Origin of the sequence: Streptomyces sp. NPDC059785 (assembly GCF_042732375.1) — a bacterium.
Classification (GTDB): domain Bacteria; phylum Actinomycetota; class Actinomycetes; order Streptomycetales; family Streptomycetaceae; genus Streptomyces.
The window spans coordinates 67898-88969 of the sequence record NZ_JBHWHV010000029.1; the positions used below are offsets into that span (position 1 = coordinate 67898).

The window sequence follows — 21072 nt, forward strand, 5'->3', positions numbered from 1 at the left end:
ACCCCCCACCACGACCACACCGCCGCACCCCAAGGGGGATCACAGCCATGACCGTCATCAGCGCAGAGACCGAGGCCGGGGCCCGGGCGGAGGCGACCCAGGCACTGATCTCCGCGGGCCGCACCCTCTTCACCCGCGTCGGCTACCGGCAGACGGGCTTCGCGGACATCGCGGAACGGGCCGGACTGACCGAGGAGTACGCCCGCGACCTGCTGCCCGGCAAGGCCGCGGTCTTCGGCGCCCTGATCGAGCGGACCGTCAAGGTGGCCGGCATCCTCGGCCCCGCGGTGGCCGGCGGTCCGGACGAGGACCTGCCGGCCCGGCTCGCCCGCACCTATCTGGCGCTGTGGGAGCCGAACGAGGAGGAGTCCCCGATGGTCGAGCTGTACCGGGTGGCGTTCTCCGACAAGGATGCCTCCCAGGTACTGCGCGAACGCGTCACGCTGATCCTGAACGGACAGGTCGACCGGGAGCTGCCCGGCGCGGACGCCGAACTGCGCACCGCCCTCTTCGGCGCCCAGCTCGGCGGAGTAGCCTTCGCCCGGCACATCTGGACAGTGGACTCCGTGGCCGCGGCGGACCTGGAGACGGTGATCGGCGCGATCACGCCGGGACTGCGGCGGACGCTGCTCGCGAGCGACGCCCCGGAGTGAGGCCGGACCGGAGGACCGGGCCGGCGGCGAGGGCGCCGAGGACCGCGAGGGCGGGGAGCGCGCCGGGAGGCAGGGAGCGTACCGAAGGCGGCGGAGGCGGCGAGGCGAGCGAAGGCGGCAGCACCGGCCGCTCCCCCGCGACACGCGGTGAACGGCGCCCGGACCCCGGCCGTACAGCACACCAACGGCCGGACACGAAGCCGCACTTACCGGGCGCCCAATGAATGGAATACAGGGGAAACGCCTGCTAGGATGGTTTTCACTACCCAGTGAATTAACCGCTCACGTCACCCCCGAAGTGCAGTGATCCCATGACACCCAGGCGCACAGACGGTTCGCCGAACACCGCACGGAAGTCCGCCTCCCCCGGGCGGGCCGCAGCTCCGGCGGCGAAGAAACCACGCCCGGTGCGTGCGCGCAGCGGGCGCCGCCCCGGCGACAGCGGCACGAGAGAACAGATCCTCCAGTCGGCCCTGCACCTCTTCGCCGACCGGGGTTACGCACGGACCACCATCCGCGCGATCGCGGAGGACGCCCAGGTCGACCCGGCCCTGGTGCACCACTTCTTCGACAACAAGGAGGGAGTGTTCTACGCGGCGATCAACTCGTCCCTCAGCGTCTCCAACCTCTTCGACAACGTGCCGCCGCCCGAGGCGGAGGACCACACGGCGGAGGCGGCCTGGCTCGCCCAGACCTACCTGTCGTTCTGGGAGAACGAGGAGACGCGCTATGCGATGACCGCCATCTACCGGGCGGGCCTCGCCGACAGCGCCACCATCGACGTACTGCGCGACCGCGTCGAGTCCAGTATCAAGAGCTGGTCGGGGCAGTCGGGTTACCGCAACCATCCGAACGCCGAGATCCGCGCGGCACTGGCCTCGGGGCATCTGGCCGGGCTGGCCATCATGCGCTACATCCTCAAGGTCCACCCGCTGGCCACGATGGAGTACCAGGACTTCCTCGACTGGGTGATCCCCGCCGTCGAGCTGCGCCTGACCACTCTCGATCCGCGCACCGCCGGGCAGGACGCGGACTGACCCGTCCGGGCGGCCGGCGGCCGGCCGCCCGGGACGGACCCCCGGTCCCCGGTCTCAGTCCACGTGCCAGACGGTCTTCAGGCCGATGAGCGAGACGCCGGGGCCCACCGCGAGCAGGACCCCGTCGGCCCCGTCGGGCGGCTGCTTGGCGAAGGTGCGTTCGAGCACGTCGAGGACCGAGACCGAACCGATGTTGCCCACGTCGCGCAGCGAGTCACGGGAGAGGTCGACCGCGGCGGGATCGCAGCCCAGACCCGCGACGACGGCGTCGAGTATCTTGGGGCTGCCGGTGTGCGAGACGACGAACCGCGGTACGGGATCGGTCCCCGCGGGTGCCTGACGCCCCAGCCACTCGGCCAGCCGCCGCACCCCCTTCTCCACGACGCCCGGCAGACAGGGCGAGTTGTGGGTGTGCAGCCCGCCGCCGTCGACGTGGGTACCGACGACGTCGCGGGTGCCGGGTATGACGCACTGCCAGGACTCGGCGAGTTCCATCCGGGGACCGGTGGCCTCGGCGCGTACGACGCAGGCGCCCGCCGCGTCTCCGAGCAGGCCCTTGAAGATCATGCCGTCCATGCCGGTGTCGGCGGGGTTCAGATAGTGGCTGAAGACGTCCGCGCAGACGATCAGCACCTTCGAACCGGGCCGGGCGGTCACCATGGACGTGGCCCACACCAGCGCGAACGCACCGCCCAGACAGCCGAGTTGGGTCACCGGGACCCGGCGGACGGTGTGCGGGAGGCCGAGCCGTTCGATCAGCGGGATGTCGAGTCCCGGCATGGTGTGGCCGGTGGAGCTGGTGACCACCAGGCCGTCGATGTCGCCCGGTTCGAGCCCGGACTCGATGAGCGCCTGCCGGGCGGCGCTCTCCGCCAGCTCCAGCGAGTCGCGCAGGTGCGCGCGGGCCCGCTCCCGGACGGACAGGTCACCGGCGAACTGCTCGCCGGGCGGACGGGAGAACCAGCGCGAGCGCACGGTCGTGGACCGGACGGCCCGGCAGACGTCGGACAGCCTCGGGTGGTCGGGATACAACTCGCCGAGCAGGTCCAGGACTTCTTCGGTGCCCACCTGGAAGCGGGGCAGTGCGATGACGGGTGCGCTCACGGCCGGCATGCGGCCTCCAGTGCGCCCCGTGCGGCGGCCGGTGCCCAGGCGGGGCCGTGGCCTGCGGGCCGGTGTCTCGGGGTGTCACCGTTCGAGGTGGACCCGTCGGCCGGTTCAGCGGTTGGCGGTAAGGAAGTCTTCGCACGCACAACACCCTCCAGGTGCCTTGTCGTGCTCCCCCGTTGGGAGCGCCGGACAGCGCGGATGAGGTAAGTCGAGCTCGGATGGCGCGTGATGCAGAGCAACGCGGAACGGGAATCGCGCCGTGCGGGTGCGCTGCGAACGATGGGGGTGCCGGGTCAGGGGCCCGGACACGTCCGCCAGCGCTTCCCGGGGCTCAATGGCCCGGCGGTCGAAGCCAACTCGACCGTACGCCAGCCGAGTTGACTACAGCAAGCCCCTATTTCAACAGGCGTGGAATCCATCCGACGGCCAACACTTCTCCGGCTTCCACACACATTCGGGTACGGAGATCGACGCCGTTCGACGGAGCCGGCAGTGCGTTCCGCCGCGCGGTCGGCAGTGCGTTCCGCCGCACGGTCGAGAGTGCGTCCGTCGCGCGGTCGGCAGTGCGTTCCGCCGCATGGTCGGCGGCGGAGCCGCACAGGGGCCGGCATTGAAGTCAACGGGCATTGAAATCATTGGCTGTTGAGTTTAGCCTCGGGAGAGTGAACCTCCCCGCCACCACCGAGGAAGGGCCGACCGCCATGCACGCACCGGCGCACCACCGTGCGGACACCGACCCCTGGGTGGAGCGCGCGGCCTGCCGCGAGGCCGACCCCGACACCTTCTTCCCGCCCGCCGGGGGCACCGGCGACGACCGCGAGGCCACCGCCAAGCGGCTGTGCGCCGGCTGCCCGGTGTCCGAGCCGTGCCTGCGCGAGGCGCTGCGCAACGGCGAGATCACCGGCATCTGGGGCGGGCTCAACGTCCGCGAACGCCGCGAAGTGCTGCGCATCGCGTCCACGCTGAGTGCGATGACCTCCGACCTCGCGGCGTTCCTGGCGAACGGCGGCCGGCGCATCGACGCACCGCCCCGCCTGCGCCCCGCGTATGTCTGGTTCCTGCACCGGCGGGGATGGAGCCCCGGCCGGATCGCCAGAGCGCTCGGGTTGTCCTTCGGCCAGGTACAACAGGCGCTCAGGACGGCGGAGTTCGCGTCGGCCCACGTCCGGATCCGACCGCCGGAACACGGGGCGTCCCGGGGGCGGCGCAAGCACCGTACGCGCGAGGACGGGGCGCTCGCCGGCGAGTCCGGTCGTACGTCATGACGGGCGGTCCGGCGGTATGGCACCGGCGTCCGGCGCACCGTCCTCCGGTGCGCTCGGTGATGACCGAGGACGGCGCCGAACTCGCCGTCTACACCCATGAGGCCCGGGGCGCCGCGGCCACCGTGCTGCTGTGCCACGGCTGGACCGTGACCGCGCAGGACTGGCGGCCGCACATCGACGCGCTGACCCGCCCGCGGGCGGGCTTCCCCGCGGTCCGCGCGATCGCCTACGACCAGCGCGGGCACGGCCGTTCCGGCCGCGGCACCGCCCCGCTCGACATGGCCCTGCTCGGCCGGGACCTGTCGCGCGTACTCACCGAGGCGGTGCCCGGCGACGGGCCCCTGATTCTGATCGGACACTCCATGGGAGGCATGGCCGTCCAGCAGCTCGCCGCGCACCGTCCCGCGCTCCTCGGCACCCGGGTGACGGGCGTCGGACTCTTCTCGACCTGCCTGAACGAGGTGACCGAGGGGCTGACCGTGCCGGACACCCTGCCCGGCACCGCGGCGCTGCGCCGGCTCGCCCGGGCCCGCCGGCGGGTCGCCGACGGGCTGCTGCGCTCGCCCCGTTCCGCCAGGACCGTGCACCGGCTGCTCACCGGGCCGCTGTCGCACCCGAACACCGCGCCGCTGTGGCGCGCGGTGTTCGGCGCGGGACCGCACACCGACAGCGTCCGCGAGGGCGCACGCGCCTTCCGGGACATCCCCGCGACGGCCATCGCGGAGTTCTACGCCGCGCTGACCACGCACGACTGCGCGGGCCTGCTCGGCGCGCTCGCCGGGGTGCCCACCCGGGTCCTGGTCGGCGCCCTGGACTGCGTCACCCCGCCCGCACAGGCCCGGCGCCTGGCCGCGGACATCCCCGGGGCGGCGCTCCAGACGGTGCCGGGCCAGGGCCACGACCTGCCGTACGAGCGGCCCGTACTCGTCGTGGAGACCGTGCACGCGCTGCTGCGCGAGAGCGCCCGGACGGGGTCCGGGAACCTCGCCCTGGCCGGGGCGGTGGCGTGATGACCGGCGCCCGGCTCGGTATCCCGGAGGACGCCCCGGAGGCTGGTCCGCAAGACACCCCGGTGGCTGGTCCGCAAGACGGACCGGAGGGTGGCCCGTACGGTGGTGGGGGCCACCGTACGGGTCTGCGTGCCGATGTCCTGACCGCCCGTCGGGTCGTGGTCAAGGTCGGCTCGTCCTCGCTCACCACGGCCGCCGGGGGGCTCGACTCCGACCGGGTGGACGCCCTGGTCGACGTCCTCGCGCGGACCCGTGCGGCGGGCACGGAGGTCGTCCTCGTCTCCTCGGGCGCGATCGCCGCGGGGCTCGCGCCGCTCGGGCTCGGCGAACGGCCGCGCGACCTGGCCGGACAGCAGGCGGCGGCCTGTGTCGGACAGGGGCTCCTGGTCGCCCGTTACACGGCCTCGTTCGCCCGGTACGGGCTGCGGGTCGGCCAGGTCCTGCTGACCGCCGACGACATCGGCCGCCGCGCCCACTACCGCAACGCCTACCGGGCGCTGGCCCAGGTCATCGCCATGGGCGCGGTACCGGTGGTCAACGAGAACGACACCGTGGCCACCGCCGAGATCAAGTTCGGCGACAACGACCGGCTCGCCGCCCTGGTCGCGCATCTGGTCCGCGCCGACCTGCTGGTGCTGCTCTCCGACGTCGACGGGCTCTACGACGGCGACCCGCGCAGACCCGGGTCCCGGCGGCTGCGCGAGGTGCACGGCCCCCGGGATCTGACGGAGGTGGAGATCGGCAGTGCGGGCAGCTCCGGAGTCGGCACCGGCGGCATGGTGACGAAGGTGGAGGCGGCGCGGATCGCGACCGACGCGGGCATCCCCGTCGTCCTCACGGCGGCCCGGCACGCGGCCGGCGCGCTGGCCGGGCGGGAGATCGGCACCCTGTTCCACCGCACCGGCGAGCGGGCCGCCGACCACCTGCTCTGGCTGGAGCACGCCAGCAGCCCCCGCGGCGCGGTCCGGCTGACCGCGCGCGCCGCCCGCACCGTGGCCGGACGCCACGGGCCGCTGCTCGCGGCCGGGATCACCCGCGTCGAGGGGAACTTCACCGCGGGCGACCCGGTGGAACTGCTCGACGAGGCGGGCCGCGTGGTGGCCCGCGCCCTCATCGGCCTGGACGCGCGGGAACTGACGCGGCTGCGCGGCCGGCCGGGCCTCGAAGTCGTCCCGCGGGCGGACGTGGTCCCCCTGACCGGCGCCCTCCCCTCCGACCCCTCCGACTCCTCCAACGACGCCGTGCCGACCGGCGACGCCTCGGCACCGCCCGCCGCCCGCATACGGATCCGCGTCAGGACAGCGGCGGAGTGAACATCCCCTTACGACCTACGACCCCCTGTTCTCACTCCCGCAGTCACCCCCTGTCCCCCGTGCGAGCTACGTGCAAATGCCCTCTCAGCGGTGACGATCCCGGGCCTTGTGATCCGTAGCGTTTTCACCAGTCGCGGGGCTTCGCTCGCGGCGCTCCGGCCGCGGCGGTCCGGTGAAGGCTGGTGAAGGGGTCCTGATGAGGTCGAAGCTGAGGCTGGTCTGGCAGCTCGTGGCCGTCGTGGCGGTCGCCGCCGTCGGCGGGCAGGGCATGGCCGCGGTGGAGGGGAACGCGTGGCTCACGCTCGCGATCGGCCTGCTGACGGCGGTGCTCTCGGTGCTCGTCTACCGGTGGGTGGTGGCGTGGTCCGAGGGCCGCCCGGTCACGGAGCTGGCCCGGGAGGGCGCCGGGGCGGCGCTCGGCCGGGGGACGCTGATCGGCGTCGCGCTGTTCAGCGCCGTCATGACGAACCTGTTCACCTCCGGGTACTACGACGTCCACGGCCGGGCCTCGCTGACGGGAGCCATAGGGCTGATCGGCTTCATGGCCGCGGCGGCCGTGACGGAGGAAGTGATGTACCGGGGCGTCCTGTTCCGCATAGCCGAGGAACGGATGGGCACCTGGATCGCGCTGGTCCTGACCGGCCTGCTCTTCGGTCTGTCGCACCTGCTCAACCCGAACGCCACCGTGTGGGGCGCCCTCGCCATCGCGGTCGAGGCCGGCTCCATGCTCACCGGCGCGTACGTGGCCACCCGCAACCTCTGGGTCCCCATCGGCCTGCACTTCGGGTGGAACTACGCGGAGGCCGGCATCTTCAGCACGGAGGTCTCGGGCAACGACACCGCGCGGGGGCTGCTGGACTCCACGACGTCGGGTCCGGAGCTGATCACGGGCGGCGAGTTCGGTCCCGAGGCGAGTGTGTACTCGGTCATGTTCGGTGTGCTGGCGACGCTCGTGTTCATGTGGCTGGCCCGCAGGCGCGGCCATCTGGCCCCCCTCCGCCGGCGCGCGGCCCGGGCGCAGGCCGCAACTACACTCTCCCGGTGATCAGTTCTCGACGGGTGCCCGAGCTGTGGCGCCGGCTGGACGTCGTGGTCCGGGACCTCCCGCTCGCCCTGGTGTGCTTCGTGCTGTCGCTGGTGCCGGCGTTCCACAACCACGGGACCCAGCTCGGCGGCGTGCCGGACCGTCCCTCGGACGCGGTGGCCGTCGCGGCGGTGGCGTTCGAGACCCTGCCGCTCGCCGTGCGCCGCCGGTGGCCCCTGTGGTGTCTCGCCCTGGTGTCGCTCGGCTTCGCCGCCGACCAGCTCCGCGGCTACCACACCCTCGCGGGCTCCGCCCTGCCGGTCGCGCTGCTGACCCTGAGTTCGCGGCTGGAGCGGCGCCGGCAGGTCACCGCGGTGGCGCTGTCCGTGGCCTTCGTCCTGCTGGCCGTGGCCTTCCACCGGGCCGGTCCGGGCGAGCCGGTGGTCGAGTTCGTGACGTTCTACCTGGCGCTGGTCCTGGCGTGGGGCATCGGGACGTGGCTGCGGTCCTCCCGGATCGCGGAGGACGAGCGGCGGGCCAGGGCCGCCGAGGACGCGCGTACGGCCGAACGGACGCGTATCGCCGCTGAGTTGCACGACGTGGTGACCCACCATGTGACGGCGATGGTCGTCCAGGCCGAGGCGGCCCGCTATCTGACCGCCGCGCCCGAGCGGCTGGAGCAGACCCTGACCGCCGTCAGCGACACCGGCCGGCGGGCCATCACCGACCTGCGGCACCTGCTCGACCTGCTCAACCCCGACCACGGCACCGGTTCCGGGGACCGGACGCCGCCCGTCGGCAGACTCCTCACGCTCGTCGAGCAGACCCGCAGGGCGGGCCAGCCGGTGGAGTTCAGCGAGGAGGGCACGCCCGCGGAGGCGACCGGCAGCGCCGATCTCGTGGCCTACCGGGTCGTGCAGGAAGCCCTGACGAACGCCCTCAAGTACGCCCACGGCGGCCGGACCTCGGTGCGGGTGCGCCACGGCGCGAAGGAGATCACCGTGGAGATCAGCACGGACGGGTCCGGGTCACGGACCGCCTCGCCCGGCGGCAGCGGGCGGGGGCTGGCCGGTCTGCGCGAGCGGGTCGACGTCCTGGGCGGCGACTTCCGGGCGCAGCGGCGGCCGGACGGCGGCTTCGTCGTGCGGGCCCGGATACCGGCGGGGAGCCTGACGTGACGGCGCCGATCCGGGTCCTGGTCTGCGACGACCAGGTGATGATCCGCACCGGCCTCGCGACGATCATCGACGCCCAGCCCGATCTGGAGGTGGCGGGCGAGTGCGGCGACGGACAGGCCGCGGTCGATCTCGCCGAGCGGCTGCGCCCGGACGTCGTGGTGATGGATGTGCGGATGCCGGTGCTCGACGGCATCGACGCCACCCGGCTGCTGGCCGGCGCGGGGGTGCCGCACCCGGTCAAGGTCCTCGTGGTGACGACGTTCAACCTGGACGAGTACGTCTACGAGGCGCTGCGGGCGGGGGCGAGCGGCTTCCTGCTGAAGGACGCGCCGCCGGACCGGCTGCTGCACGGGATCCGTACGGTGGCCACGGGTGCGGCGCTGCTCGACCCGGAGGTGACGCGCCAGTTGGTGGGCAGGTACGCGGCGCGGATCCGGCCCGCCGAGGGCGGCGCGCCGCGGGACGTCCCGCTGACGCCCCGGGAGCAGGAGGTGCTGCGGCTGATCGCGGACGGCCTCTCCAACGTCGAGATAGCCTCGGCCCTCTCGATCAGCCCGGAGACCGTGAAGACCTTCGTCTCCCGCATCCTCGCCAAGCTGGGCCTGCGCGACCGAGTCCAGGCGGTCGTCTACGCCTACCGTCAGGGCCTGGTCGTCTGAGGGTGCCTACCGCCGGGGCCCGGTCGTCCGAGGGCGCCTACCGCCGCGGCCCGGTCGTCCGAGGATGCCTGTCACAGAGGCATGGCCGTCCGAGCCTGTGACCGGCGACGCGACGGCCTCGGCGGCCCGTTACTGACGTAACGTCAGATGCGCCACTCTTACGGGCGTTCGTGGTCGTCCGTGCCCGCCGTCAGGGCGTGGTGGCTGCGGCGGACGTGCTGGCGCTTCAGGCGTTCGGCACCGTCGCCACTGACCGCCGGTGACATCTGACTGGCGGCTAGTCGATCCCGCGGACGATGTGGAACTCCGCGGGATCGTCGTCGACCCCGGCCAGGCCCAGCCAGGGCGCCGGGACCGTCGCGGCGGGCCGCTCCGGGCGGGACTCCTCCTCGTACAGGAGCCAGCCGGAGGGCTGCGCCGCGGTGATGATGCGTACGTGCATGACCGGACCTCCTACAGCGTGGGGGCGGCGGCTCCGCCCCGGACGTGCCCGTCGCCCGTGAGGACGTGCTTGGTGGTGGTCAGCGCGGTCAGCCCCATCGGGCCGCGCGCGTGCAGTTTCTGGGTGGAGATGCCGAGTTCGGTGCCTAGCCCGAGCTCACCGCCGTCGGCGAAGCGGGTGGAGGCGTTGACGGCGACGACCGCGGTGTCCAGGGCCGCCACGAACCGGCGGGCGGCGCTCGCCGAGTCGGTGACGATGGCCTCGGTGTGCCCGCTGCCGTACCGCCGGATGTGAGCGACGGCCTCGTCCAGCGATCCGACCACGCCCGCCGCGATCTCCAGGGCCAGGTACTCGCGGCCCCAGTCGTCCTCCGTGACGGGCAGCACCGCCGGGTGGTACGCCCGCACCCGCGCGTCGCCGTGCACGGTGACGCCGTGCCCGGCGAGCGCGGTCAGCGCCCGGGGCAGGAACCCGGGCGCGACGGCCTCGTGGACGAGCAGCGACTCGGCGGCGTTGCACACGGACGGGCGGTGCGTCTTGGCGTTCAGCAGGACGGCCAGCGCCTTGTCCTGGTCGGCGTGTTCGTCCACGTACACATGGCAGTTGCCGACGCCCGTCTCGATGACGGGGACCGCGGAGCCGCGGACCGTCGCCCGGATGAGGTCGGCTCCGCCGCGCGGGACGAGCAGGTCCACCAGGCCGCGCAGCGACATCAGCGCGTGCACGGAGGCGTGGGTCGTGCCCGGTACGAGCTGTACGGCGTCGGCCGGCACGGAGGTGTCCGCGAGGGCCCCGCGGATGACGTGCACCAGGGCCGCATTGGTGTGCCGGGCGGTCGAGGAGCCGCGCAGCAGGGCCGCGTTGCCGCTCTTGAGGCAGAGCGCGGCGGCGTCGACGGTGACGTTGGGCCGGCCCTCGTAGATCATGCCGACGACGCCGAGGGGCACGGTGATCCGCCGTACCTCCAGGCCGTTGGGCATGACGGCGCCGCGCACGGTCTCGCCGAGCGGGTCGGGGGCGCCGGCCAGGGCGCGCACCGTCGCGGCGAGCGCCGCCAGGTGCGGCCGGGTCAGGGTCAGCCGGTCCCGTACGGTCTCCGGCTGCCCGGCCTCGCGGGCCGCCGCCAGGTCGCGCCGGTTCGCGGCGACGACGTCCGCCGCGTCCGTCTCCAGCCGGTCCGCGACGGCCGTCAGCGCGGCGGCGCGTTCGGCCCCGGTCGTGGTGGCGAGCCGCCCGGCGGCGGCGCGGGCGGCCAGCGCGGCGGCGCGGACGGGACCGGCGGCCGGGTCCCCGGTGAGAGCGGCGACGGTGCCGGTCAGTTCGGACAGCATCGCGTGGGCGAGGGTGTCGGCCTCACCGGCGGGCGCGGCCGGTGCTCGGCCGGAGCCGGACCTCTGCATGGGCGTTCTCCTTCGTGGAGGGGTGCGGCGGGAGCCCGTCAGCCGTAGACGCGGAAGCCCGCTCCCGACTTGCGGCCCGCGCGGCCGGCCGCGACCAGGTGGCCCAGCAGGGGCGCGGGCACGGAGCGCGGCTGCCGGTCCGCGTCGTGCAGGACGCGCTGGATGCTGAGCGAGATGTCGAGGCCGATGATGTCGAGCAGTTCGAACGGGCCGAGCGGGTAGCCGCAGCCCAGCTTCATCACGTCGTCGATCTCGTCCGCGGTGGCGTAGTGGCTCTCGGTCAGCCGGACGGCGCCGTTGAGGTAGGGGAAGAGCAGGGCGTTCACGATGAACCCGGGGTGGTCGGCGCACTGCACCGGGTGCTTGCCGAGCCGCAGGCACAACTGTCGTGCCGTGCCGGTGTGGTGGGCCGAGGTCTCCAGCGAGGGGATCACCTCGACCAGCCGCATCAGGGGTGCCGGGTTGAAGAAGTGCAGGCCGATCACGTCCTCGGGGCGCCCGGAGGCGAGACCGCACTCGATCACCGGCAGGCTGGAGGTGGTGGTGGCGAGCAGCGCGCCGGGCCGGCACAGCTCCCCCAGCCTGCGGAAGAGCGGCTTCTTGACGTCGAGGTCCTCGGCGATGGCCTCGATCACCAGGTCCCGGTCGGCCAGTTGTACGAGGTCGCCGCTCGGCACCAGCCGCTCAAGGGCGGCGGCGCGTTCCTCTTCCGTCAGCTTGCCGCGCCGTACGGCACGGGCCGTGGAGGCGGCCACCGCGTCGCGGGCGGCCTTCGCGCGCGCGTCGGTGCGGCCGACCAGCACGGTGGGGAAGCCGCCCTTGACCAGTACCTCGGCGATGCCGGTGGCCATGGTGCCGGTGCCGACGATGCCGACCGTGCGCAGCGGCGCCGCGTCGGGCGCGGTGCGGGCGGGGGCGGCGGCAAGGTCCGGGGTTTCGCGGTAGTCGTAGAAGCCCCGGCCCGACTTGCGGCCCAGCAGTCCGGCGAGGGCCATGTGCCGCAGCCTGCGGGCGGGCTGGAGCGCCGGTTCGGACCACCGCGCGGAGAGCACGCCGAGGATGTCGCAGGCGGTGTCGGTGCCGATGAGGTCGAGCAGTTGCAGCGGGCCGAGCGGCAGTCCGCAGCCGTACCGCATGGCGGCGTCGATGTCGTCGCGTCCGGCGAACCGCTGGTCGTACATGTCGACGGCCTGGTTGAGGAAGCCGAACAGCAGGGCGGTGGAGATGAGCCCGGCCCGGTCGCCGACCGTCACCCGGCGCAGTCCGATGCCGTCCGCCAGCGCGCACACCGCGTCCAGGGCGGTGTCGTCGGTCATGACCGTGCGGCCGATCTCGGCGAGGCCCGCGGTGGGCAGCGCGAGGTGCAGGCCGACGAGCCGGCCGGGACGCCCGGAGGCGGCGGCGAGGTCGGTGAGCGAGAGGGCGGCGGCGCTGCTGACCAGGACGGTGCCGGGCGGGCAGACCCGGTCGAGGGCGCGCAGCACCTCCACCTTGGTCTCGCGCCGCTCGGGCACCGCCTCCACCACCACGTCGGCCGGGGCGAGTCCCGCCCAGTCGGCGACGAGCCGGATCCGGCCCCGGTCCGCGCCGGAGCCGTCGAAGATCCGGTGCAGCCGCTCGGCGGCCTCGGGGCGCACCTCCTTGACCAGGACCGGGTGCCCGGCGTCCACCAGACGGCGGGCGAGCGCGGTGCCGATGGTGCCGAGCCCGACGATGCCGACGGTGGCCGCTGAGGCGCGGGCGTTCATGCCGCGGCTCCGCTCAGGAGGGGCGCCGCGGTGGCGGGTTCCGGGCTGCGGAAGCGGTTGATGGCGTGTTCGTGGCGGGCGCGGAACTCGGGGTCGGTGATCCCGAGGCCCTCGGCGGGGGCGAGGCAGCGCACGCCGACCTTGCCGTGGTGCTCGTTGCGGTGGATCGACTGCACGGCCCGGCCGACGTCGGCGAGGGCGTACGTACGGGACAGGGTGGGGTGGATACGGCCCTTGGCGACGAGCCGGTTGGCCTCCCACGCCTCGCGGTAGTTGGCGCAGTGCGAGCCGACGATGCGCTTGAGGGACATCCACAGGTAGCGGTTGTCGTACTCGTGGGTGTAGCCGGCCGTGGAGGCGCAGGTGACGATGGTGCCGCCCTTGCGGGTGACGTAGACGGAGGCGCCGAAGGTCTCGCGCCCCGGGTGCTCGAAGACGATGTCGACGTCCTCGCCGCCGGTCAGCTCCCGGATGCGGGAGCCGAACCGCCGCCATTCCCCGGGGTCCTGGGTGGCCGGGTCGCGCCAGAAGCGGTAGCCCTCCGCCCTGCGGTCGATGATCAGCTCGGCGCCCAGTTCGCGGGCCAGGGCCGCCTTCTCGGGCGAGGAGACGACGCAGATCGGGTTGGCGCCGCCGGCCACCGCGAGCTGGGTGGCGTAGGAGCCGAGTCCGCCGCTCGCGCCCCAGATCAGGACGTTGTCGCCCTGCTTCAGGCCGGCGCCGTTGGGGGTGACGAGCTGGCGGTAGGCGGTGGAGTTGACCAGACCGGGCGCGGCGGCCTCCTCCCAGCTCAGGTGTGCCGCCTTCGGCAGCAGCTGGGTCGCCTTGACCAGGGCGAGTTCGGCGAGTCCGCCGTAGTTGGTCTCGTAGCCCCAGATGCGCTGGTCGGGGTCGAGCATGGGGTCGCCGTGGCCCTCAGCGTGCTCCAGTTCCACCGAGACGCAGTGCGCCACGACCCGGTCACCGACGCCCCAGCGGCGCACTCCCTGACCGCATTTGAGGACGACGCCCGCCAGGTCGGAGCCGATGACGTGGTACGGCTGGTCGTGCCGGGCGGCCAGGCCGCCGAGGCGGGCGTAGCGCTCCAGCAGGGCGAAGGTGGGCACCGGCGAGAACAGGGCGCTCCAGACGGTGTTGTAGTTCACGGCGCTCGCCATGACCGCCACCAGCACCTCGCCGGGGCCGGGGTCCGGGGTCGGCACGTCCTGGATGTGCAGGGCGTCGGCCGGGCGCCGGTCGCGCGGCTCGATCCCCTCGAACATGCCCACCTCGTCCTTGTGGAGGACGGCCGCCCGGAAGGACTCGGGGACTCCCAGGGCCGCCACATCGGCCGGCACCGAGTCCGGGGACTCGATCGCCTCCACCAGTTCGCGCATGGTCGGGCACCACCTTCCGGCATTAACTCAACACTTAGTGAACTCAACAGGTAGGGAGTTTTGCACGAACACCGGGTCCCAGCAAGCCCCGGCCGGCCCGCCCCGGGGGCCCGGCCACCCCCCGGAAGGGGTGCGGCCACCCCTCGGAAGAGGCTCGGAACGAGGACGTCCGACCCGATCCCCCTTGTACGGGCCCGGCCGGGCGTGCGAAACTCATCGCCAGTTGAGTTCAATGGCCAGTGAATTCCCCTCGACGTTCCGTACGTCCACCCGCGGCACACCGCACGCTCACCGCACGCCAGTCCGCACGCCCACCGCGTTCCGCCGCCGTTCCGCTGCCGGAGGAGAAGTCGTGACCCAACCGCACGCGGCCGAAACCCTGCAGGCCACCGCCATCGCCGGAATCGCCGTCATCCTGATCGCGGGCACGGTCCTCGCACGCCTCGCGCGGCGCGTCCGCCAGCCCGCCGTCATCGGCGAGATCACCGCCGGCATCCTGCTCGGGCCGAGCCTCCTCGGGCTGTTACCGGGAGACCTGACGCAGCGTCTGTTCCCGGACGAGGTGCGGCCCCTGCTGTCCATGGTCGCCCAACTGGGACTGCTGCTCTTCATGTTCACCGTCGGCTGGGAGCTGGACTGGGCGAGCATGCGCCGCCGGAAACGCTCCGTCGCCGGGGTGACCACGGGCAGCATGCTCGCCCCGATGGCGCTCGGCGCCGGGGTGGCCGCGCTCATCTACCACCGGCACTCCCACGTCGACGGCGACAAGGTGCCGTTCAGCTCGTTCTGCCTGTACCTGGGCGTCAGCATGTCGATCACCGCGTTCCCGGTGCTGGCCCGCATCCTCAAGGACAACAAGCTCAGCCGGACGAAGATCGGCGCCCTCGCCCTCACCAGCGCGGCCTTCGGCGACGTACTGGCCTGGTGCCTGCTGGCGGGTGTGGTCGCCATCGTCACCGCGTCCGGTCCCTCCGGCTTCCTCGACACCCTCTGGATGTCGGCGGGTTACGGCTCCGCGATGATCGTCGTCGTGCGGCCGCTGCTGGCGCGGGCCGTCGGGTGGGTCTCCCGGCGGGGCACCGGGGTCCAGCTCGCCACGCTGGTCACGGCCGGTCTGCTGCTCTCCGCGTACACCACGTCGAAGATCGGCATCCATCCGATCTTCGGCGCCTTCGCCTTCGGTCTGGTCATGCCGCGCGCGCCGCAGCGACTCCTCGAGGAGCGGATGCTGCGCCCGCTCCAGCACGCGGGCGAGCTGATGCTGCCCGTCTACTTCATCGTCACCGGTCTCTCGGTCGACATCGCGTCCATGTCGCTCGCCGCCTGGGGCGAGCTGGGGCTGATCCTCGCCGCCGCCGTCCTCGGCAAGATCCTGGGTGCCGGGCTGCCGGCCAAATCCTTCGGGCTCAACTGGCGGGAGTCGACGGGCGTCGGCGTCCTGATGAACACCCGGGGCCTGACCGAGCTGATCATCCTCGGCGTCGGGCTCAGTCTCGGGGTGCTCGACGACACCCTGTTCACCGAGATGGTCCTCATGGCGCTGATCACCACCGCGATGACCGGACCACTGCTGCCGTACCTGCTCCCCCGCACCCGCATGGATCTGGTCACCGGGAAGACGGCTCCGGCCGGCCCGCTGGTCCGCATCCCCGAACCGGCCGGCGGAAAGGCCTCGGACCTGGCCGGATAGCCGGATTCCGCCGGACGTCGCACCACGCGCGCGCCCGCGCGGCGGAAGCGGGCGGGGCGATCCCGGCGGCCCGGCCCGCGGGGCCGGACGCCCCGTACGACCGCACGACCGTACGACCGCACGACCGCCGGCACCCGTACGGCATCAGGTGCCCGTCCAGGCCCCGGGCCGGCCGTCCGGACGGCCGGCCCGGGAAGCCTCGCGACGTTCCCGGCGGTACGACCCGCGCAACAGCACACCCCGCACGACCGCAAGCCCCGTACCACCGAACCGCAGACCCCGGCGGCACCGCACACCGGAACCGCGGCCGCCGTACGCCGGATTCGCGGCGTCGCGGCCCCGGATTCGCGGTGCCGCACGCCACAGCCGCGGCGCGGCACCCCACCCACGTCGCCCCGTACGCGCTCGCGGTACGGGCGGCGCACAGACAAGGAGATGGCCAAGGTGCACCCCGTCATCAGCACTCTTTCCCGCGTCTTCGACATGCCGTCCGAGTTCATCGGCGACGAGATGCGGCTGCGTGCGGTGGCCAGCTGGGACAACCTCACCGCCGTGGAGCTCCAGGTCCACCTGGAGCACGAACTGGGCACCACCCTCGACGACCATCTCATCGAGCACATCGAGTCGGTCGGCCAGCTCCGCGCCTTCTACGACGAACGGCTCGCCGAGCTGTCCCGGATCGAGGCCCCCGCCGACGCCTCGTCCATCGCCCCGCCGCTGCCCGCCGCCCCGTTTCCGGCAAACGGCGGGAGCGGGCAGGGCGGTGCCCGCGACACCCGGCACGCGCGCGACGGCGGCGCGCCCCCCGACATCTCCGACGTGGTGGCCGGCGAGACGGGCATCTCCGAGGTGGACCCGGAGCACGGGCGGCTCGCCTACCGGGGCTATCCCATCGAGGAGCTGATCGGCCGGGTCACCTTCGAGGAGGTCGTCCATCTGCTGATCCGCGGCTGGCTGCCCGACCGGGCGGAGCTGGCCGCGTTCCGGGAACGGCTCGCCGCGGCCCGCGGGCTGCCGCCCATGGTCGCCACGAACCTCGTGCTCAACTCCAACTCCTCCACGTCCTCCGTGCTGCGCACCGCCGTCCCCGCCCTCGGCGTCGCCGCGGAGGCGCACGCCGACCCGGCCGCCCACATCGACCTGCGGGAACGCCTGGTCGCCCGGATCCCGACGATCTTCGCGACCCAGCAGGCGGCCCGCTCCGGGCGCCGGCTGCCCGACCCCGCGCCCGAGCTGTCGCACGCCGAGAACATCCTGTACATGCTCGGCCTTGAGCGGGACCCCGAGCGGGTCGGGCTGGTCGACCTGTGCCTGATCCTCCAGGCCGAACACGGCTGCAACGCCTCGGCGTTCGCCGCCCGGGTCGCGGCCGCCACCGGCGCCGACACCTTCGCCGCCATCACCGTCGCGCTCGCCACCTTCACCGGCCCGCTGCACGGCGGCGCCGCGGGCCGCGTCATCGACCTGGCCCGCGGGGACGACGACCCCGACACCGCCGCCGCCTATCTGCGCGGCCGGGCCGACCAGGCGTCCGCGGCCCGCGCGGTCCCGGCCGCCGAGGAGGACCCCCGGGTCCGGCCGCTGCGCGAGGCGGCCCGCGGCTTCCGCGGCAGCACCGGCGGCGACCACGTCCTGACGGTCCTGGACGCCGTACGGACCGCGGCCCACCCGTCGAAGGGGCCCCGCCCCTATCTGACCGTGGACTGCTACGCCGCCGCCATCTACCACCTGCTGGGCATGGACTCCGACCTGTTCGTGCCGATGTTCGCGGCGGCCCGGGTGGCCGGCTGGCTCGCACACGTCGAGGAACAGCGCGCCCGGCAGGGACGCATCCATCCGCGGCTGCGCTACGCGGGCCCGCGGAACCTGCGCCACTTCCCCGACCGGAACTGAGCAGACCGGAACCGAGCAGACCGAGGAGCAGATGTGGAGTTCGGCTGGAACGAGGGCCAACGGGCCCGCTACGACCAGGTGCTGGAAAGGACCCGGGCCGCCTTCCCGACGCCGCCCGGCGCGGGTCACGGCTTCTACACACGCGGCGACTGGCTGAAGCTCGGCGAGATCGGCATGCTCGGCTCCTGCCTGCCCGAGGAGTACGGCGGGCAAAGCCTCGGCGCGCTCGACACCGCCCGGGTGGTCGAGGCCGTCGGCCGCGGCTGCGCCGACACCGGCCTGGTGTTCGGCGCCGCCGCCCACACCTTCGCCTGCGCCGTGCCGATCGCGGCGTTCGGCGGCGCGGAGCTGCGGCGGCGGCTGCTGCCCGGACTGGCCGCCGGACGGCTGATCGCGGGCAACGCGATGACCGAGCCCGAGGCGGGCTCCGACTCCTCCCGGCTCGCCACCGTCGCGACCCCCGTGGACGGCGGCTACGTCCTCAACGGCACCAAGAGCTTCGTCAGCAACGGACCGGCCGCCGACGTGTTCGTCACGTACGCGACCGTGGACCCCAAGGCCGCTTTCCTCGGCGTCACCGGCCTGGTCGTCGACCGGGACACACCGGGGCTGATCGTGGGCAAGCCCTACGAGAAGATGGGCATGAACTCCTGCCCGGCCGGCGCGGTCACCTTCGAGGACTGCTTCGTGCCCGGGGACCGGGTGCTGGGCGGCGCGGGTGCGGGGGCCGCGATCTTCCAGCACTCCATGGGCTGGGAGCGCGCCTGTCTCTTCGCCCTCTACCTCGGTCTCCAGGACCGCCTGCTCGAACAGTGCGTGGCGCACGCCCGCGAGCGCCGCCAGTTCGGCCGCAGGATCGGCGAGTTCCAGGCGGTCTCGCACCGGATCGCCGACATGAAGCTGCGCCTGGAGAGCGCCCGGCTGCTGCTCTACCGCGCCTGCTGGTCCATGGACGAGGGCGATCCGTCCGTGCTGGCGATCGCACTGTCGAAGCTGGCCGTCTCCGAGGGCGTCCTTGCCTCCGCCGCGGACGCGGTCCGGGTCTTCGGCGGGCGCGGCTATCTGCGGGAGGACGGCATCGAGGCGGCGCTGCGCGACGCCGTGCCCGGCACGATCTTCTCCGGCACGTCGGAGATCCAGCGTCAGCTGATAGTGAAGGAGATAGGCCTGTGAGGCTTCACCAGCTCGTCATCGACTCGGCACGGCGCGCCCCGCACGCCCCGGCCGTACGCTCGTCCCAGGGGGTGTTCAGTTACGGGGAGCTGGACGACCTCGCCGACCGGTACGCGGCGGCGCTGCACCGGCGCGGGGTGCGGCCCGGCGACCGGGTCGTGCTGTGGACCCACAAGACCGCCGACGCCATCGCGCTGATGCAGGGCGCGCTGCGCATCGGCGCGATCTACGCCCCGGTCAGCGCCAACAACCCGGCCGCCCGGGTGCTGCGGATCGCCGCCGGCTGCGCCCCCGCCCTGGTGGTGGCCGACGCGGACGGGGTGCGCCGCGCCGAGGACGCCGGCTGGGACGCGTCCCTGCCGCTGGCCTCCTTCGCGCAGGTCCGCGAGGAGGCACCGGCCGCGGACGCCCCGCCGCCGTACGAGAACGGGCCCGACGAACCGGCGTACATCCTCTACACCTCCGGTTCCACCGGTGACCCCAAGGGTGTCTGCATCAGCCACCGCAACGCCCTGTCCTTCGTGCGCTGGGCGGCCGCCGAGGTCGGTGTCACGTCCGCCGACCGGCTGTCCAACCACGCGCCGTTCAACTTCGACCTGTCCGTCTTCGACCTGTACGCCGCCTTCCTGGCCGGCGCCTCGGTCCACCTCGTCCCCGAAGGGCTCGCCTACGACCCCAGCCAGCTCGCCGAACTGCTGCACCGCGAGCGGATCACCGTCTGGTACTCGGTGCCGTCGGCGCTGACCCTCATGATGCAGCGCGGCGACCTGCTCGGCCGGGGCGTGCCCGCGGACCTGCGGGTGTGCGTCTTCGCCGGGGAGCCGTTCCCGGTCCAGCAACTGCACGAACTGCGCAAGGCGTGGCCGGACGTGCGGATGTACAACTGGTACGGGCCGACCGAGACCAATGTGTGCACCAGTTACGAGGTCACCGAACGGGATCTGGGCTCCACCCGTCCGCTGCCGATCGGCACCGCCGTCAGCGGCGACCGGATCCGGCTGCACCCGCCGCGCGAGCGCGAGGGCGAGATCGTGGTCGACGGCCCGACGGTGATGCTCGGCTACTGGGGCCGGGAGCCGCAGAAGGGCCCGTACTTCACCGGTGACATCGGGCGGATGGGCCCGGACGGGATGCTGGAGTACGTGGGCCGGCGCGACCACATGGTCAAGGTGCGCGGCCACCGGATCGAGCTGGGCGACATCGAGGCGGTCGTCGCCGCCAACCCGAAGGTCGCCGCCGCCGCGTGCGTGGTGGTCGGCAGCGGCCTGGACGCCTCCATCCACGCGGTCGTGGTGCCCGAGGGCGCACGCCCGCCCGGCCTGCTGGAGCTCAAGCGCGAGTGCGCCGAGCGGCTGCCGCTGTACATGGTGGTCGACGCGGTGCACGCCGTGTCCGAGTTCCCGCTGACGGGCAACGGCAAGACGGACCGCCGGGCGCTGCTCGAGCGGATCACCGCAGCCGGCGCCGAGTGAATCCCGATGACCTTCGCGGCCCGGACCCGCCTCGGGCTCAGAGACGAGGACCTGCCCATGTCTGAGATGTTCGGCTCCCACGAGTCGCAGTCGCTGCTCGACCAGGTGGATCTGCAGACGTTCCGCTCGGTGATGGGCTCGCTGCCCACCGGGGTGAGCGTCGTCACGAGTGTGACCGGCGACGGTGAACCGCGCGGGCTCACGTGCAGTGCCGTGTGCAGCGTGTCCGCCTCGCCGCCGCTGCTGCTGGTCTGCGTGAAGCAGCCCAGCGCCACGCTCGCGGCGATCCACCAGAGCTCGGTCTTCGCGGTGAACTTCCTCTCCGCGGAGATGGCCGAGACGGCCCGCACCTTCGCCTCCCCGGTGCCGGAGCGGTTCGCCGGGGTGCCCTGGACCCCGGGCAAGCGCACCGACGCGCCGCTGCTGCACTCCACCGTCGCGTACGCCGAGTGCATCCTCACCAGCAGCCATCTGGCGGGCGACCACCAGGTGCTGATCGGCCGTCTGGTGAACGGCGACATCGCCACCGACCGCTTCCCGCTGGCCTACTGGCGCGCCCAGTTCTCCGAACTCCGCGCCCGTCCCGCGGCCTGAGAGCCCCGAACCTCCGCACGCCGACCGCCGCCGGC

At 73.3% G+C, this 21072-nt stretch carries 18 protein-coding genes; 13 read left to right on the plus strand and 5 right to left on the minus strand.

The window, feature by feature from the left end; translation table 11 throughout:
• Positions 1-47: 47 nt before the first annotated feature.
• Together ACFV6E_RS22440 and ACFV6E_RS22445 are read left to right on the plus strand one after the other, a co-directional pair.
• Positions 48-653: a TetR family transcriptional regulator gene (locus tag ACFV6E_RS22440; protein ID WP_385463955.1), complete on the plus strand. Its 606-nt coding sequence runs from the start codon at positions 48-50 to the stop codon at positions 651-653.
• 407 nt (positions 654-1060) lie between these two features.
• A complete protein-coding gene (locus ACFV6E_RS22445) occupies positions 1061-1690 on the plus strand; it encodes a TetR/AcrR family transcriptional regulator (protein WP_385162259.1) in 630 nt (209 codons plus the stop codon).
• 54 nt (positions 1691-1744) lie between these two features.
• On the opposite strand, the gene ACFV6E_RS22450 is transcribed toward ACFV6E_RS22445, so the two are convergent.
• Entirely contained in the window at positions 1745-2803 is a 1059-nt protein-coding gene (locus tag ACFV6E_RS22450) for a type III polyketide synthase (RefSeq protein WP_385463957.1), read from the minus strand.
• Positions 2804-3462: 659 nt separating this feature from the next.
• Here ACFV6E_RS22450 and ACFV6E_RS22455 point away from each other — a divergent pair.
• The 6 genes from ACFV6E_RS22455 (at position 3463) to ACFV6E_RS22480 (ending at position 9249) form a co-directional block, all read left to right on the plus strand.
• Complete coding sequence (locus ACFV6E_RS22455; protein WP_385463960.1) at positions 3463-4065, plus strand: WhiB family transcriptional regulator; 603 nt, start codon at positions 3463-3465, stop codon at positions 4063-4065.
• A 47-nt stretch (positions 4066-4112) separates the two neighbouring features.
• Positions 4113-5075, plus strand: coding sequence for an alpha/beta fold hydrolase (locus tag ACFV6E_RS22460; RefSeq protein ID WP_385162265.1), 963 nt, complete (start codon positions 4113-4115; stop codon positions 5073-5075).
• Between the two features lie 62 nt (positions 5076-5137).
• The gene (gene proB / locus ACFV6E_RS22465; protein ID WP_385463962.1) at positions 5138-6388 is read left to right on the plus strand and encodes a glutamate 5-kinase; all 1251 of its coding nucleotides are present in this window, start codon (positions 5138-5140) and stop codon (positions 6386-6388) included.
• A 208-nt stretch (positions 6389-6596) separates the two neighbouring features.
• Positions 6597-7433 carry a CPBP family intramembrane glutamic endopeptidase gene (locus ACFV6E_RS22470; protein ID WP_385464011.1) on the plus strand — a complete coding sequence of 279 codons (837 nt, stop codon included), beginning with the start codon at positions 6597-6599 and terminating at the stop codon, positions 7431-7433.
• A complete protein-coding gene (locus ACFV6E_RS22475; RefSeq protein WP_385463965.1) occupies positions 7430-8590 on the plus strand; it encodes a sensor histidine kinase in 1161 nt (386 codons plus the stop codon). The genes ACFV6E_RS22470 and ACFV6E_RS22475 overlap by 4 nt, the downstream gene beginning before the upstream one ends.
• Positions 8587-9249: a response regulator gene (locus ACFV6E_RS22480; RefSeq protein WP_385162271.1), complete on the plus strand. Its 663-nt coding sequence runs from the start codon at positions 8587-8589 to the stop codon at positions 9247-9249. The genes ACFV6E_RS22475 and ACFV6E_RS22480 overlap by 4 nt, the downstream gene beginning before the upstream one ends.
• A 277-nt stretch (positions 9250-9526) precedes the next feature.
• Here the strand turns inward: ACFV6E_RS22480 and ACFV6E_RS22485 are convergent, their stop codons facing one another.
• From ACFV6E_RS22485 to ccrA, 4 genes are all read right to left on the minus strand, one after another.
• Positions 9527-9691: a hypothetical protein gene (locus ACFV6E_RS22485; protein WP_385162273.1), complete on the minus strand. Its 165-nt coding sequence runs from the start codon at positions 9689-9691 to the stop codon at positions 9527-9529.
• Positions 9692-9702: 11 nt separating this feature from the next.
• Positions 9703-11022 carry a glutamate-5-semialdehyde dehydrogenase gene (locus ACFV6E_RS22490; RefSeq protein ID WP_385162319.1) on the minus strand — a complete coding sequence of 440 codons (1320 nt, stop codon included), beginning with the start codon at positions 11020-11022 and terminating at the stop codon, positions 9703-9705.
• A 107-nt stretch (positions 11023-11129) separates the two neighbouring features.
• A complete protein-coding gene (locus ACFV6E_RS22495) occupies positions 11130-12839 on the minus strand; it encodes a 3-hydroxyacyl-CoA dehydrogenase family protein (RefSeq protein ID WP_385463967.1) in 1710 nt (569 codons plus the stop codon).
• Entirely contained in the window at positions 12836-14215 is a 1380-nt protein-coding gene (ccrA, locus tag ACFV6E_RS22500; protein WP_385463970.1) for a crotonyl-CoA carboxylase/reductase, read from the minus strand. The genes ACFV6E_RS22495 and ccrA overlap by 4 nt, the downstream gene beginning before the upstream one ends.
• Before the next feature lie 352 nt (positions 14216-14567).
• Between ccrA and ACFV6E_RS22505 the strand changes: the two genes are divergently transcribed.
• The 5 genes from ACFV6E_RS22505 (at position 14568) to ACFV6E_RS22525 (ending at position 21037) form a co-directional block, all read left to right on the plus strand.
• A complete protein-coding gene (locus ACFV6E_RS22505; protein WP_385463972.1) occupies positions 14568-15905 on the plus strand; it encodes a cation:proton antiporter in 1338 nt (445 codons plus the stop codon).
• Positions 15906-16340: 435 nt separating this feature from the next.
• Positions 16341-17798 (plus strand): citrate/2-methylcitrate synthase, encoded by a 1458-nt coding sequence (locus ACFV6E_RS22510; RefSeq protein ID WP_385463975.1) that lies wholly within the window; start codon positions 16341-16343, stop codon positions 17796-17798.
• Positions 17799-17831: 33 nt separating this feature from the next.
• The gene (locus ACFV6E_RS22515; RefSeq protein WP_385463978.1) at positions 17832-18971 is read left to right on the plus strand and encodes an acyl-CoA dehydrogenase family protein; all 1140 of its coding nucleotides are present in this window, start codon (positions 17832-17834) and stop codon (positions 18969-18971) included.
• Positions 18968-20443 carry an amino acid adenylation domain-containing protein gene (locus tag ACFV6E_RS22520; RefSeq protein WP_385162285.1) on the plus strand — a complete coding sequence of 492 codons (1476 nt, stop codon included), beginning with the start codon at positions 18968-18970 and terminating at the stop codon, positions 20441-20443. Before ACFV6E_RS22515 ends, ACFV6E_RS22520 begins: the two co-directional genes overlap by 4 nt.
• Positions 20444-20500: 57 nt before the next feature.
• A complete protein-coding gene (locus ACFV6E_RS22525; protein WP_385162287.1) occupies positions 20501-21037 on the plus strand; it encodes a flavin reductase family protein in 537 nt (178 codons plus the stop codon).
• Positions 21038-21072 lie beyond the last annotated feature (35 nt).